Annotated in this window: 12 protein-coding genes and 1 pseudogene; 1 reads left to right on the top strand and 12 read right to left on the bottom strand. The window is 61.5% G+C overall.

Annotation, left to right across the window (positions count from 1 at the left end; translation table 11 throughout):
* Positions 1-2: 2 nt before the first annotated feature.
* The 12 genes and pseudogenes from ACZK0Z_RS08620 to ACZK0Z_RS08565 form a co-directional block, all read right to left on the bottom strand.
* Entirely contained in the window at positions 3-2,648 is a 2,646-nt protein-coding gene (locus ACZK0Z_RS08620) for a DEAD/DEAH box helicase (RefSeq protein WP_006375715.1), read from the bottom strand.
* 2 nt (positions 2,649-2,650) lie between these two features.
* Positions 2,651-3,085 (bottom strand): hypothetical protein, encoded by a 435-nt coding sequence (locus ACZK0Z_RS08615; protein ID WP_459004514.1) that lies wholly within the window; start codon positions 3,083-3,085, stop codon positions 2,651-2,653.
* Positions 3,082-4,167 (bottom strand): site-specific DNA-methyltransferase, encoded by a 1,086-nt coding sequence (locus ACZK0Z_RS08610; RefSeq protein WP_459004512.1) that lies wholly within the window; start codon positions 4,165-4,167, stop codon positions 3,082-3,084. The genes ACZK0Z_RS08615 and ACZK0Z_RS08610 overlap by 4 nt, the downstream gene beginning before the upstream one ends.
* A 108-nt stretch (positions 4,168-4,275) precedes the next feature.
* Entirely contained in the window at positions 4,276-6,456 is a 2,181-nt protein-coding gene (locus ACZK0Z_RS08605) for a fimbria/pilus outer membrane usher protein (protein ID WP_164225609.1), read from the bottom strand.
* 18 nt (positions 6,457-6,474) lie between these two features.
* Positions 6,475-7,134: a fimbrial biogenesis chaperone gene (locus ACZK0Z_RS08600; protein ID WP_006375721.1), complete on the bottom strand. Its 660-nt coding sequence runs from the start codon at positions 7,132-7,134 to the stop codon at positions 6,475-6,477.
* A 130-nt stretch (positions 7,135-7,264) separates the two neighbouring features.
* A complete protein-coding gene (locus ACZK0Z_RS08595; protein WP_006375771.1) occupies positions 7,265-7,765 on the bottom strand; it encodes a Csu type fimbrial protein in 501 nt (166 codons plus the stop codon).
* Between the two features lie 117 nt (positions 7,766-7,882).
* Positions 7,883-8,416, bottom strand: a complete 534-nt coding sequence (locus tag ACZK0Z_RS08590) for a hypothetical protein (RefSeq protein ID WP_032971186.1) — start codon at positions 8,414-8,416, stop codon at positions 7,883-7,885.
* Positions 8,365-8,703, bottom strand: a complete 339-nt coding sequence (locus ACZK0Z_RS08585; protein ID WP_141651028.1) for a hypothetical protein — start codon at positions 8,701-8,703, stop codon at positions 8,365-8,367. The genes ACZK0Z_RS08590 and ACZK0Z_RS08585 overlap by 52 nt, the downstream gene beginning before the upstream one ends.
* 259 nt (positions 8,704-8,962) lie before the next feature.
* Positions 8,963-9,442: a JAB domain-containing protein gene (locus ACZK0Z_RS08580; protein ID WP_006375809.1), complete on the bottom strand. Its 480-nt coding sequence runs from the start codon at positions 9,440-9,442 to the stop codon at positions 8,963-8,965.
* A gap of 216 nt (positions 9,443-9,658) precedes the next feature.
* A complete protein-coding gene (locus tag ACZK0Z_RS08575) occupies positions 9,659-10,861 on the bottom strand; it encodes an ankyrin repeat domain-containing protein (protein WP_075677511.1) in 1,203 nt (400 codons plus the stop codon).
* Positions 10,862-10,927: 66 nt separating this feature from the next.
* On the bottom strand, positions 10,928-11,359 hold the full coding sequence (locus ACZK0Z_RS08570; protein ID WP_125892011.1) for a hypothetical protein: 432 nt from the start codon (positions 11,357-11,359) through the stop codon (positions 10,928-10,930).
* Between the two features lie 228 nt (positions 11,360-11,587).
* Positions 11,588-11,809, bottom strand: a pseudogene (locus ACZK0Z_RS08565) (transposase); the annotation flags it as partial.
* An 84-nt stretch (positions 11,810-11,893) separates the two neighbouring features.
* Between ACZK0Z_RS08565 and ACZK0Z_RS08560 the strand changes: the two are divergent.
* A complete protein-coding gene (locus ACZK0Z_RS08560) occupies positions 11,894-12,868 on the top strand; it encodes a hypothetical protein (protein ID WP_006375894.1) in 975 nt (324 codons plus the stop codon).
* Positions 12,869-13,062 lie beyond the last annotated feature (194 nt).

Genomic DNA, 13,062 nt, shown 5'->3' with positions numbered 1-13,062 from the left:
GCTTAAGCCCCGATTGCCGCCTTCAACTGCTCGGTGACGCTGTTGCCCTTCTCGTCCTTCAGCTGGGCCATTAGGTAGATCCCCTTGCCCTTGCTCTTGGTCGCCCAGAGCTCGCCCACCATCCGCTTTTCCTTCTCGGTGTCGGATGAGTAACGGTCCCCGCCCTTGTATTCCACAACCAATAGGCGCCCGTCCTTGAGACGAGCGACGAAGTCCGGATAGGTGCGTTGCTTGGCCGTGGGCATCCAGAACTGGCTGCGATCCACCAAGTTGCGCACCCAGAACTCCACCTCGTCCAGCTGGTCGATGGCCTGGGCGCAGAGGAACTCCTCGCCCACCTTACCGCCAGCGGTCTTCCACTGAAGGTCGCCCACGAAGGGGTAGTAGTGCTTGCGGAACCGGTAGGTGCCGCCCTGGTAGTAGGAGTGCGCCGGATACAGGGTCATGTCCGCCGGGTAGGTGAACATCGCGTCGGGCTCGTCGCTGACCACGACCTCGGCGGCATCGCCGAACAGGGCCTGCTGGAAGCCGTCCTTCAGTGCCTCGACCTTGGCGAGCTGGAGCTGCTCACTCAGCTTGCGCCGGAGGACGAACTGGCCATTGAGCAGTTGCGATAGGGAGAAGCCCCGGTCCTGGGACAGACCGCTGATGGCCCGGCGCACCCACTCCCGCAACACGGGTTGCTTCACGGCTGGGTCGCGGATCTTCTGGTCCAACCACCCCACCAGGTCCGCCTCGGTCCGGTCCTTGGCAAAGCCCGGAAGGTAGGTGTTCACGTCGTCGTCGATCTTGGTGTAGGTGACCTTTTCATCCACCAGATCGACTTCGAAGGTCTGGCTGTCGGCGTTGAACTTGAGGCTGGACAGATCCGGCGGGTAAGCCAGCAGATCCCACATGAACCCGGGCGGCACCGCGCCGCTTTCGATGAACTCCAGTTCGCCCTGCTCCATGACGCAAAGGCGGGGAACACTGAAAACGGCCCCGTTCTGGCTGGGAGCCTTGACGGCCTTGGAAGCGATCTGGTGACGCTCGATGGTGGCCGCAACTTCCTCGCGTTCCTTTGCAGGGGCGGCCAGAGTGATCGCCTCCACCGTGGAATCATCCACCTCCCCCGTGATCTCGACCGTTCCGCCCTTGCCTTCCCCGTAGGGCACGAACACCACGTTGCCTTGGTCGCGCTCGGGCACGTTGGTCAGGTCCGGTGGCTTGCTGACCGCCACGGTCGTCTTGGGCGGTGTGGGGACAGGATTCGCTCCGCCTTGCAGGCCCAAGCCAGGCCCAGGTGTCGGTTCACGCTGGACGGCGCCCACGGCTTCCAACGGATTGAAGCCAATGTCAATGAGCGACTTGGTCAGCTCTGCCGCCGCCACGTTGAAGTGGGTGGTGGTGACGTGGGCGTAGGCCTTGTTCATGGCCTCCTGCTTGCGCCGGGTGGCATACGGCATCCGCAGCACACGGCCCAACAGCTGCTGGATGTCCTTGTCGCTCTTGACCTGGGCCACCGAGCAGAAGACGTAGGCGAACGAACAGTCCCAGCCCTCCTTGAGGGCCTGCTTGGTGATGATGACCTCGATGGGGCAGTCCTTGGCGAACAGGTCGACGCCGTCGATTTCCCGTTGGTCGCCGGTGGCGATGGCGATGGCATTCTCTGGGACTTTCTCGATATCGATGAGGTGCCGATTGACCTCTTCCACAGTGGCCGTTCCTTTGGCGTTCTCAGCCTGGATCAGCAGGATGGGGCGGATGTAGTCCGGCTGCTCATTAAGCGCGGTCTTGCCCAGCTCGTTGCGACGGGCTACAGCGCTGCCTACCGCCGCTTCCCATTGCCCCACATGCTCCTTGAGCACGACTGGGAACTTGATCATGTTGGCCACCTTCAGCTCGAAGGCACTGACGCTGACCAGCACGTTGCTCTTGCTAGCTTCCGGCGTGGCGGTCAACTCCACCACTAGCTTTGCACCCAGACGTTGGTAGACCTCGTAGGACAGCGGGGTGTTGGCGTTGTGCGCCTCGTCGGTGATGACCAACGGGCCGTGAAGCTTAAGCAGGTTGGCGAACGAGGCGATGGCCTTGCCCGCTGCGTTCTGCTCCAGATAAGGCAGATCGGACACGCTTCCGGCGAAGTGTGTCTCCAAGTCCTCGTGATGCTCGTAGACCTTGCGGCCGTCCTGGTTCTCCACGCGAAGGGCAGCCATCGTGGAAATCACCACGCAAACCTTCGTGCCCAGATCGGCGGGGCGAATGTGAGTGAAGTCTTCGACATCGAACACCGCCACCTTGCCACCGAAAGCCTCATCAAGCTCCTGGCGGTAGGGGTGACGGGGATCCTTGAACGCTTCCAGCGTCTGGGTCTTGATCTGGGTGGTGGGCACCATCCACATGACCAGCGGATACGTCCGTTCCAGGTAAGTATCCCCTGCCGCTTGAATGATGTGCGCACCCATCACGGTCTTTCCACCACCCGTGGGTATGCGCAGGCACACGTAAGGGGTGGCTTCCATTCCCGGCATGGGCTTGTAGTTCGTGACCAGACCCGGATCCACGTTCCTCTCGAACGCAGATTCGGGACCACTCAACCGTGCGTCTTCCAAGAACTGAGCAAGGCTGGACAGGGCCCGCTGCTGATACACCTTCAGGGAGAGAGCCATCGTCAACGCGCCTTTATGTCATAGGGAGTCTGTTTGAAGGTGATCTGGAGCTCTTCCAGCTGCTCCTTCGGCAAGTCGCAGGACTCACCGTAAATCACCTTGGGTCCGTCGAACGGCTCCAGTCCTCGCAACACCCTTTTGGTCAGCACGTTGCCACCGGCCTTGCTTTCGTCGCCAAGGATTCCGTTGAACAGCAGGTAGTAGCCCACACCATGGTGCTCGCCCAGGAATGCCGTCTTGGGCGCACGGGTGGAGCGCGCGGCGCCGGTCTCAGCAAACCACACGTGTGCGGCCAAGTGTTCGAAGCGGATGCCCTCTCGGATGTGACCACTCTCATCGAACACGGGAACCCCCAACTTGTAGAAGCGGAAACCACCTCCCCCGTCCCAGCTGAGTTCTTTCGATACTCCGCCTTGTTCGCCGTCCACCACCTTCAAAAGCCTCGGCTGGCAGTGCGTGCGTGCTCACCCATCTCAATGCCGATCCACTGCCGGCCCATCTTGTGGGCCACTGCCGCCGTGGTGCCTGAACCTAAAAAACTATCCAGGACTAGATCGCCGGGCTTCGTCGCTATTTCCATAACACGCCGAATTAGCGCTTCTGGCTTGGGCGTTGAAAAGTGATCATCGCCAAATAGCGCAACCACTTCTTTTTTCGCGTCCTGCGTGTGACCGACCTCAGCATAAGGCCAAATAGTTTGCGGAACGCGCCCTTGCTTTACCTCAGACAGAAACCTTTTGATTGCCGGGACATTATTCCCACCCTTTCCCCACCAGATCCGGTTATCTGCATCCATCTCAGCCAGCTTGGCTTGCGAAACTCGCCAATACATACCATTCGGCGGACCCGGGATCACTCGACCCGATGGAGTGGTAATGGGATAGGTGCCAGCACCATAGAAATTACGTGCCGAAAGATCACCTGCCTTCCACGGCCCCCTAGGATCACCATCTTTATTAGTGTATGCCTTATCCTGCTTTTCCGTCCTCGGCATAGGATTCGGAAACCACTTTTCTGCATTCTTTGCGTAAATGAACACGTGGTCATGATCTACCGAGAAATGGCGTGCCGAGTTCTTCGGGGAATATATTTTGTTCCAAATTACATTCGCAATGAAGTTTTTCCGCTGAAATACTTCGTCAGCTATGACCTTGAAGTAGTGGGCTTCGTTGTCGTCCAGTGTGATCCAAATGGAGCCCTCTTCGGCCAAGAGATCCTTCAACAGTTCAAGGCGGGGATACATCATCGACAACCATTGAGAGTGTTCAATGTTATCGTCGTAGTGATCGCTGACCGCCGACTGGGTGTTGTAGGGCGGATCGATAAAGATGCATTTCACCTGACCTGCATAGTAAGGAAGCAGAGCCTTGAGCGCATCGAGGTTGTCCCCCTCGATGAGCATGTTCGGGGAATCTTCGTCCCCATAGGAAAGCTTGGCGACCGGCTCCAGCAACCGGTAAGGCGTCAAGGCGGCGCGAGTAAGGTCCGCATCGCGATTGAACCAAGAAAGCAGTGGCATCCAATGATCCCCTTAGACAGGCCCACAGTATCGTTCAGCCAAAGGATGCAGGGCCAGTGTCGCAAGGCCTGAGACAGCTCAAACCTTTGTTTTCCAAGGGTTGGAGGATCACTGGCAGGCCAGCGACACCACCGTTTGCGCAGAGCCAAGGTCTGCCGGCAACCGGGCCCTGCAGACCCCCGCCACCTCGACCACCTGCCCCGGCTCCGGGTGCTCCAGGTAGAGCACCCCGTCGAACCCCACCTGGGTGGTCTCGGTCGCCGTCTTGGCCACCGTGCCCGCTTCGATGGCCGGGCCAGTGAGGCGGAAGGTTCGTGCAGTCTCGGTCAGGACTGGGAAGGTGAGGTGCATGCCGGCTTGGCGGCCAGCGGTGGCGGTTTGCTCGATCTCGGCCAACTGGGTGCCCAGTGGCAGCGCCCGATCGTCTACGCGGACCTCGGTGGGCACCATTGGGGTCACCTCGCCCACCACCAGGCGGCCCTGGGCGTTGGTCTTCCCTACCAATCTGCCGCCCACCCTCACCGGCACCCCGGCTTGGCCGGGCACGTCCACCACGGCGAAGGATTCGGCCGGACCCAGGAACGTCACGCCTTGGCGGTCAAGGTGGACGGCACCGGCCATCGAACCGGAAGCCCAGATGCCACTGGGCCCGTGCTCGGCGTTGACTTGGGCCCACCCTGCCCGGGTGGTCCAGTTGGCGTTGGCCCTGGCCGTCTGGCCAGCCGCTCCCTCGTCCACCGAAGCGGACAAGCCCACCGGGGTTCCCAACACCATGGGGCGGGCGCGTCCTTGAACGGCCCAGGCGGTGGCATCGGGGGCTTGCCGGGCCCTAACGCTCACGCCCTTGCCCCGGCCGAAATCGTAGCTGTAGCCCACCTCCACCCGGGTTTCCTTGCGCTCCAGATCGCGCAAAGCGGAGACGGCCACGGTGTGCCCGTTGCCACGCCAGGTCAGCCCGGCGTCGGCGTAAGCGGTGCGAAAGCGCGGTGTGCGCACGTCGGAGAACCCTGCTCGGAGAGACCACTGGGGAGTGGGCCGCCAGAAGACCGAGCCCCGGGTGCGCTGCTCCACCTCCACCGCACCGGGGGCGCGCAGGCGCCAATAGTCCTGCTGGCGCTCGTGCTCCAGGCGCACGCCAAACCTCGGGCCGCGGTAGTCGTAGGCCACGGCCTGCCGTTGGCCGCCTCGCGTGGAAGTGCCCAATTCCAGATCCAACGTGCCGTAAGTGCCAAGAGCCGTCGTGGCCCCCAACGCCACGTTGGCCTTCCCGTCCGTTGAGGTTTGGGCGGTGCCGCGCAGGGTCCACCGGTCGTTGAGGCCCCGAGCCACCGACCCGGTCGCGCCCAACGTCCCGTAATCGCTCTCTCCTTGGCGCACCCGGCCGGCCGCGACCTCCCAAGTGGTGAGCCCTTGGCGAAGCAACGTGGGGGCGACGTAGAAACGCTGATCGCTCACCACCGTTTCGCGGCCGTAAGGGTCTCGCACCACCACTTGGGTTTGCTGCGCACCGGTGCCCAAGGCGCTGCCATCGGCGGTGAACGGGCCTTTCCCCACCCGGCCTTGCAGCACGCGGGCGCGGTTGGCCAGGACTTCGACCGTCGCCGGATCGAGCGCCACGCCGCCGAGCACCGGGACCGGATACGTGGGCGTCAACGGGTCCAACGCCCGCGGGTCCTTGGCCACGCGCACCCCGCCCAAGTTGACCAGCGAGGACGACGGACCAGCGAACACATCGCCTGCCTGGTAAGTCACCAAGCGGTTGGGATCATCTTTCTGCCAGCGCGTCACGCCGCGAACGTAGCCGGTGCCGGCCGTGTCGGTGTTGACCTGCCCGCTGGTGCTGATCACGCCCCAACGCCCCGCCTTGCGGACCTCGTGGCCCAGCGAGAGCGCCTGCTGTTGCTCGGACACCATGCCTGCCACGCTGTAGTTCACCAGCACCCCGGGAGCGGGCGGCGCGATGGGCCCGCGCTCGGTGCGATCACGGGCCACGCGTTGGGCCTTGAGCCGATCGGCCGGCAGATCCAGGGCGACCGTCGCGGTGGCCTCGTCCACAACAAAGCCCACGCCCAACGCTTGGGCACTCATCGGCTCCGTTTGACCCGGGGGAAGTTGGAGCCCGACCTCGCGCCACGTGGCCGGCTCGGCGAACCACTGACCGCCTTGCTGCCAGAACGTGAGCGGATCCGCCTTGGCCTTGCCGCCGATGACCGGCACCAGGAACGCGGGTGCCACGCCGTCGGGCACCGCTGCGCTGGCCGACGATGCAGCCAGCAACAACAACGCCAAGGCTTGGCCACGCATCGATCACCGCCCCACGGGGACCGTGACGGGCTGGCCGTTGACGGTGATCGAAAGCACTTCGGCACGCTGGCCAGGCTGGGTCTCGTAAGTCATCGAGGCCCCCGGTAGCGTCCAACCCAATGCACCGTCGCGCCACGGCTTCCCACCGGCCGGGCCAATGGACGACACGCGGGCCGCGGTCTGCCCGTGATTCGTCAAGCGGTATCCATTGGGCACCGCTTGGACGGTCACCTGGGGGACGGGCGCGTTGGCGGCTTCAAAGGCCACGGGCAAGTCCTGGTTGACCAGCAACTGGACGCCCTGGGCGTTGGGGTCTTTGAGCTGCATCAGCAGCACGCGGTAGTAGCGCCGCTCGCCCAGCGCGCCCACCCGCATCAACCGGGCGGTGCGCTTGGATTGGGGCGGGACGTCCACGAAGGTAGGCGCCCCCACGATCTCAGTGGTGGGTGAAAACACGTTCTGCCCCGTGGCCTGATTCCACCCCACGGCTTTCACCTGGTAACGCACCGAGGTGTCCCCGCTGTTGTGCAGCGTCACGGCGACGTGCTTGGCCGAGGTATCGGCCATCAGGGTGGTGGGGCCAACGGAGATGGAACCGGCGGACGCCGAAAAGGACAGCAAGGACGCGGCGGCCACGGCCAAAAAACGTTGGGAATGGGTCATGGGGTCTCCTTTGGGGGTGTCTCCATTCAAGCTAGATCGGAATACCATTCCGTCAACCCATACCTACTCATCTTTGCAGCAACAAAAAGCCCCCGGGGCAAGCCGGGGGCGTCGGGACAACCGATGGGAATCAGTTGTAAGTAGCGGTGACGGTGACCGTGTCGGTGTAGTTGCCGCCCACGGCCTGCTTGAGGGCCAGGAAGCGCACCGCGTAGTTGTAACTTTGGACGGTGCCGTCGCCAACGCCGGTGAACGCGTCGGTGTCATCCCCCCAGACTTGGCTTCCCTGCGGGTCCTTGAAGAAGCCGTAGGGGATGTAAGCCCCGGCGCCGTTGGTCACAGCCCGGTAGGTCTCATACCCGGACAGCAGGCCGAAGTTCTGCCCCTGGCCCGGCGAAATGGAGTAAGTCGTGCCCGCGTTGCACACGATGCTCAGCCCGGAGGTGCGGGCGGCAGCTTCAGAGATGCCCGACCAGTCCATGCCTTCGATGGAGGTCACGGACAGCTGGCAGGTGTTGGTCAAGGTGCCCTGAATCGTCAGATCCGCGGTGGTGTCGGCGGCGAACGCGGGCACTGCCAGCGAAGCCAGGGCGATGGGCAGAAGGGCGCGAAGGAAGGTCTTGCGTGTCATGGGTATCGTCTCCTTGAGAGGGATTGAGTGGGGATGAGTAGCCCCAGAAAGGGCCATCCCCTTACCGATACCTCGAATCTGAAAACGCGCAAGGGGGGGGGGGCATTGAGCCAGCCGTCAGAGCCTGGGACGTTTGCCACCTGCGGTGGCTGACTGTTCCCATACCCGATCCAGCTCACGCGCCCGGTGCTGAGCCATTGCCTCCTGAATCATGCGCTGAAGGACGAACGCAAAAGCGCCAGTAACAAAAACGCCCACGCCGATCCCGCAATCATCCGGCAGGCTCGAAATCTCTCTTATCGATGGCTGGTAAATGACCTCGTCGAGCTCAGGGGGCAACGGATCAACGCACGTCTCAATATACGCGTTCACCTCGATTTCGGCTGCCTTGCAGAGCTCGGCGTCAGCGAGCAGCGCCCGCAAGTCGGCAAGCGTGGGAAGCCACACCGTATTGAACAGCGGGCCACCCACCGAGGGACTGATGAAATGGATGCCATGAAGCACGGTCGCCCTCTCACTCTTTCCGAGCTCTCCGTCTCCCCAATGTCCGTTCATCCGGAGGGACCCATTACCCATCCCGGTGGCCGCGTCCCCGCCAATCACTCTAAATATCCCAACGAGCGATATTTTTCCGCCCTTGCTGCTCTCCATTGAGCAATTTCGTTTCGCCTCCGCTGCTCTTCTTGCCAGCACTTGAGCAAATGCTTGTAACTAGGCTTGGCTCGCGTGACTTGGAAGGATCGGCCATTGACGTGGATCTTCCCGCCGTTGTGCAGCTTCACGGCATGAACTGCGCTCCACGTGGTCGCCCATCCGAGGCTGCCTTCTTCTTCAAAGCTCACGGGCTCCAGTGAAACCTCTGCATAGTCTTCCAACAAATCTGGGTTCATCCCTAGTTGGATCATCGTGAATTCGTTGGATGCGACGGTCGTGCTCATGTGACACCTCTTGTTTTGGTCGGCGGCATTGCCTACCCATGACTTCAAGGTAGATCGACATATGATTTTGTCCACTGGTGGCGTGGACAAATCTTTGACTAAAAGCAAAAAGTGCGAAGCGAAGGCCGCAATTTTTCACCTCACCCCTTTGCGCGCCAAAGGCGATTTTGCTTTCCATCCACGCTCCTGCTCTTTTGGATGCCGGCGCGCAGCGGTCGGCGGCGGCTTCCGCCGCAGGTCTTTGCTTTAAAGGGGGTGGTCACACCCACCCTCGTGAAGCCATCGACACGTGCGAGGTGCCCGCGATCACAAGGTGATCCAGCACTCGAATGTCGAAAAGGGCAAGGGCCTGCTTGAGGCGGTCGGTGATGGCGCGGTCGGCAACGCTGGGCTCGGGGTTTCCGCTGGGGTGGTTGTGAAAGAAGATGACCGCGGCGGCGTTGTGGTCCAACGCCTTCTTGGCGACGATGCGGGGATGGACTTCGCACCCATCGATGGTGCCTTGAAAGAGGTGCTCGGTGGCAAGGATGCGGTGGCGGGCGTCCAGGAACACCGTGCCAAACACTTCGTGATCCAGGTGCGCGCAGCGGGCAGTGAGGTAGTTGCTGGCACTGGAGGGGTCGGTGATGGCCTCGTGGCGCTGCAGGCGACGCTCCAAGATGTGCGAGGCGGCCAAGAGGATGCCCTCATCGTCCATGGCCAGCTGGTATTGGGCCCGAATGTCGTTGGCTCGCTTCACTTGCTTTCTCCACCGGCGCGGGATTAGCCACGGGCGGGCGTGGTGTCTGCGGCGGAGGCGGTCAGTGGGAGCAGGCCGACAAGGGCCAGAGAAAGAACCAAGACGCGCATGAGGCCTCCTTTCATGAATGGGTTGCACTACCCATAACAAAAGGTTTGGTTTGCGCAACGGGATCTAGAAAAGAAAAAGGCGGCTTTCGCCGCCTTTCCCTTGGGCTTAGAAGCGCGCTCGCAAGCGAGGGGCTTCCTGGGTTTGGCTGTCCTGCCCGTGGGCCTTCATGGCCGCACCAACCTGGCGTTTGGCATCGGCCCCAAACCCGCCTTCCGGTGGCTTCCAAGCGTTGGCGGGCGGGAGCAGGCTGACCAGGAGCTTGGCCCTCTCTTGAGCCCGCAAGTCGTTGAAAAATGGCTTGCCGCTGTTGATCGGCGCTTCGCCCTTTTGGTTTTGGATGTGGGGATCTGCGCCCGCCTCAATCAGCGCACTCCAGACAGTGGCATCGCGGCCCGCATGAAGAGAGGTATTCCCGTTGTTGTCTTGGGCGTTCATATCCGCCCCTGCCTTGGCGAGCGCTTCAATCGTCTCTGGAAAAATCGCACGGTGGATCGGCGCCTGGCCGTCCATTCGCCGTGCAATGACGTCTGCGCCTGCACGGGTGAGCAAGGCCACCGCCTCGGGGTCCCTGGCTATATGCAGCGGTTGATTCCCCTGGTCATCGCTCGCCGCGGGATCAAGGCCTGCTTTCAGAAGTTCCTTAAGCGCGCCCGTGTTCGCCTCGAAGAGAGGGGTTCGCCCTCGGTTATCCCGGGCTAGGATGTCTGCCCCGGCCGCAATCAAGGCGCGGGCCTCCGTCTGCCCGGTTGCTCGGAAGAGAGGGGTTTGCCCTTCATTATTCCTCGCGCTGACATCCGCTCCCGCCTTCAGCAACGCTTTGAGACTGTCGTTGTGTGCGCCAAACAACGGGGTGTTCCCTTGGGTGTCGCGAGCGTTGATGTCAGCGCCAGCCTTCACGAGCTCCCTTAAAGCCCCTTCGCTCGCTCCGAAAAGGGGCGTTTTCCCTCGGTTATCGCGCGCATGAATGTCTGCCCCGGCCGCAATCAACGCCCTGGCATCCCCTTGCCCTCTCGCGTTAAAAAGCGGTGTTTCCCCTTGGTTATTCTGCGCATTGATGTCTGCCCCGGCCTTGATCAGTTCAATCACGGCTCCCTCGCTTGTCACAGAATGAAGCGGCGTATTTCCAAGGCCATCCCTCGCTTCGATGTCAGCCCCAGCATCCAACAGCCTCCGAACTTCGCGCGGGTGATGCGCATCATGAAGTGGCGTTTGATCCAGCCAATCTTCATCCCTTGCGTTCACATCAGCGGGGATTTTGGTAAGCCCGATTTGCTTCAGAAGAACGTCTTTGAGATTCGAAATATTCAACCCACACCTCCACAATAGTATTTTGACCTCCCACCATTAGCAGAAAATCAGAACCTCGCAAGGGAATTAAATAGAAGAAGACGGCTCTTGCCGCCTTTCTTTTTCCATGTCAAAACCGTTGTCGGATTCGAGGCTTCTGGCTTCCCTTTCCTCACCCTGGGCTTTCATGGCCGCACCGACTTGACGTTTGGCGTCGGCCCCAAATCCGCCTTCCGGTGGCTTCCAAGCATTGGCAGCGGGAAGGAGCTCGTCAAAAAGCTTGGATCGGTTGTGGGCACGAATGACCTGATCGGATTGATCATTACCTGGCCGCCCCAGAAGATCCGTGGGCGTTGTTCCTTCTAAATCGGGATCCTGAGGCGTGCGTCCAGCCTTGAGCAGGTCACCGGCCCATTCTGCATCGCCGCATGCAACAGCGAAGTGGAGCGGATACTCGGTCGCGGCCGTCAGGAAGGCCTCGTAGTCTTGCCGCTGTCGATGCGGGCGTCCTCCTTCCACTCATCTTAATTTGTCTCGTCGTCCCAATGCTCGTCAAAAGCGGCCTGGCGGAGCTCGTCGGGTAATCCCCCCATTTTTAGCAGCGGCCAAAAGTAGAAATAGGGATGGTCTGATCAATTCACACTGAGTCGTGGGTTTTCAGCGCCGGAGTCATCCTGGGCCTTCAGACGCGGCGGACTGCCATGTTTTCCGCTCTCGAAGTGCCCTTGCGGGCACCTCAAGACGGAGTTACCCCTGTGCCGCCAACAGCTTCCGGCGCACCATCCACAGGTTGGACAGCGCGAACAGGGTGAGCACCTGTGCCGTGTTCTTGATCAAGCCGAGATAGCGCACCTTGGTGTAGCCGAACTGCCGCTTGATCACCCGGAACGGATGCTCGACCTTCGCGCGCAGACTAGCCTTGCAGCGCTCCCAGCGCTCAACCTGTTCGAGCTCACGCGCGTTGCCAATGGGGAATTCAACCGGAGGATTGAAGAACGGGCTTGAAGGCTTGAGGATGAGCTACCTGGACCCGCAAACCGTCACGAGACCCCGATGGACTACCCTGACCTTGCCCCCCTGGAGGAAATCTCCGGTCCGTTCGCCCTTCTTTCGAAGGGCCCAAAATTCATCGCCGCCTGGCTTGCCAAGCGCACTGAGGAGCGCTACCGGGAGTTCACCCGTGCCGCGCTTGAGGGTCAGGTGTTCCCCGAGAACGCGGAGGCCATGACCTCGGAAGATTTTCTGGCCATGCTGCGGGCATTGGAGATGGACATCGAGGCCGAGAAGGCCACCGTCTATGGCCGCCTTGCCTGTTCAATCGCTACCGGCAAAACCGCAGGCCATCTCAAGCGCCACTTCATTAAGGCGCTGAGCGACCTGTCGTTTGGCCAGGTCGATCTTCTGCGACGCGCTTTAATCACCGAGCGTCACCACGTGTTTCCTGGCACCGGCGGGGGTAACCTGGACCCAAAAGAATTCCTTGGACTGCAGTCGAAAAGCAGCATCAATCGCCAGACCTTTGAACGCTGGGGCCTGATCGAAGAGAAAGGACTGAGCCTCGCAGGCCGACGGTTCGTGGAGGCTTGTTTTACCAGCGATGAGTTGGCGCCCTCCTCAGTGGGCTTTCAGGAATGGGCCAAGGGTCGCATCCACATCGTTTGCAACGAGATGGGCGCGCCGAGCTGCCACAGCGTCCTGGTCCAACTGACCGAAGATGGGCACCGCCGGGCCATCCATGTCCACAACAGCGCAGCACTTCGGGGACGCTCCAACCGCCTGCTGACACCCGGCCCCGTCATGGTGGTCCTTCTCACCGATAAACCCCAGCGTCTCGCCGACGAATGGACCACGGTGGAAGACACCATCCGAGGAAGAGTCCTGGCCGTGGTGGCCACGACCGATCCGAATGCGCCGTTGCCCGTCGCCATGACGGGCTTGGAACGCATAGATGCGTCACCGGACCGTGCCGCAGAAGCCGTGACGGCGATACTGGAGCGCTTTGAAGCAAAAGGGTTACGGGGCACCTGAGACCGCGATGTTAAACCCGATTCGACCGGTCATTGGAAGTGGCCGCCAACTTTATGGCGGCCAACGAGCACTACTTACAGACCAAACGAGGCTTCACGGACAGCGACTTGCATGCCGGACAGAAGAGCCCCAAGTTGATCTTCCGCTGAAAGTGATGACTGCACTTCTCGCAAACAAAAAGGTAAGGCGCCCCT

Source organism: Stenotrophomonas sp. 116085_Sma (genome assembly GCF_056479585.1).
Note: the sequence above shows the minus strand (reverse complement) of the source record. Positions and strands in the feature narration are given on the sequence as shown.

What these genes read in the sequence shown, in the direction of transcription:
- ACZK0Z_RS08620 (WP_006375715.1), bottom strand. Translation starts at nt 2,648, where the DNA reads ATGGCTCTCTCCCTGAAGGTGTATCAGCAGCGGGCCCTGTCCAGCCTT.
- ACZK0Z_RS08600 (WP_006375721.1), bottom strand. Translation starts at nt 7,134, where the DNA reads ATGACCCATTCCCAACGTTTTTTGGCCGTGGCCGCCGCGTCCTTGCTG.
- ACZK0Z_RS08610 (WP_459004512.1), bottom strand. Translation starts at nt 4,167, where the DNA reads ATGCCACTGCTTTCTTGGTTCAATCGCGATGCGGACCTTACTCGCGCC.
- ACZK0Z_RS08560 (WP_006375894.1), top strand. Translation starts at nt 11,894, where the DNA reads ATGGACTACCCTGACCTTGCCCCCCTGGAGGAAATCTCCGGTCCGTTC.
- ACZK0Z_RS08595 (WP_006375771.1), bottom strand. Translation starts at nt 7,765, where the DNA reads ATGACACGCAAGACCTTCCTTCGCGCCCTTCTGCCCATCGCCCTGGCT.
- ACZK0Z_RS08585 (WP_141651028.1), bottom strand. Translation starts at nt 8,703, where the DNA reads ATGAGCACGACCGTCGCATCCAACGAATTCACGATGATCCAACTAGGG.
- ACZK0Z_RS08590 (WP_032971186.1), bottom strand. Translation starts at nt 8,416, where the DNA reads ATGGAGAGCAGCAAGGGCGGAAAAATATCGCTCGTTGGGATATTTAGA.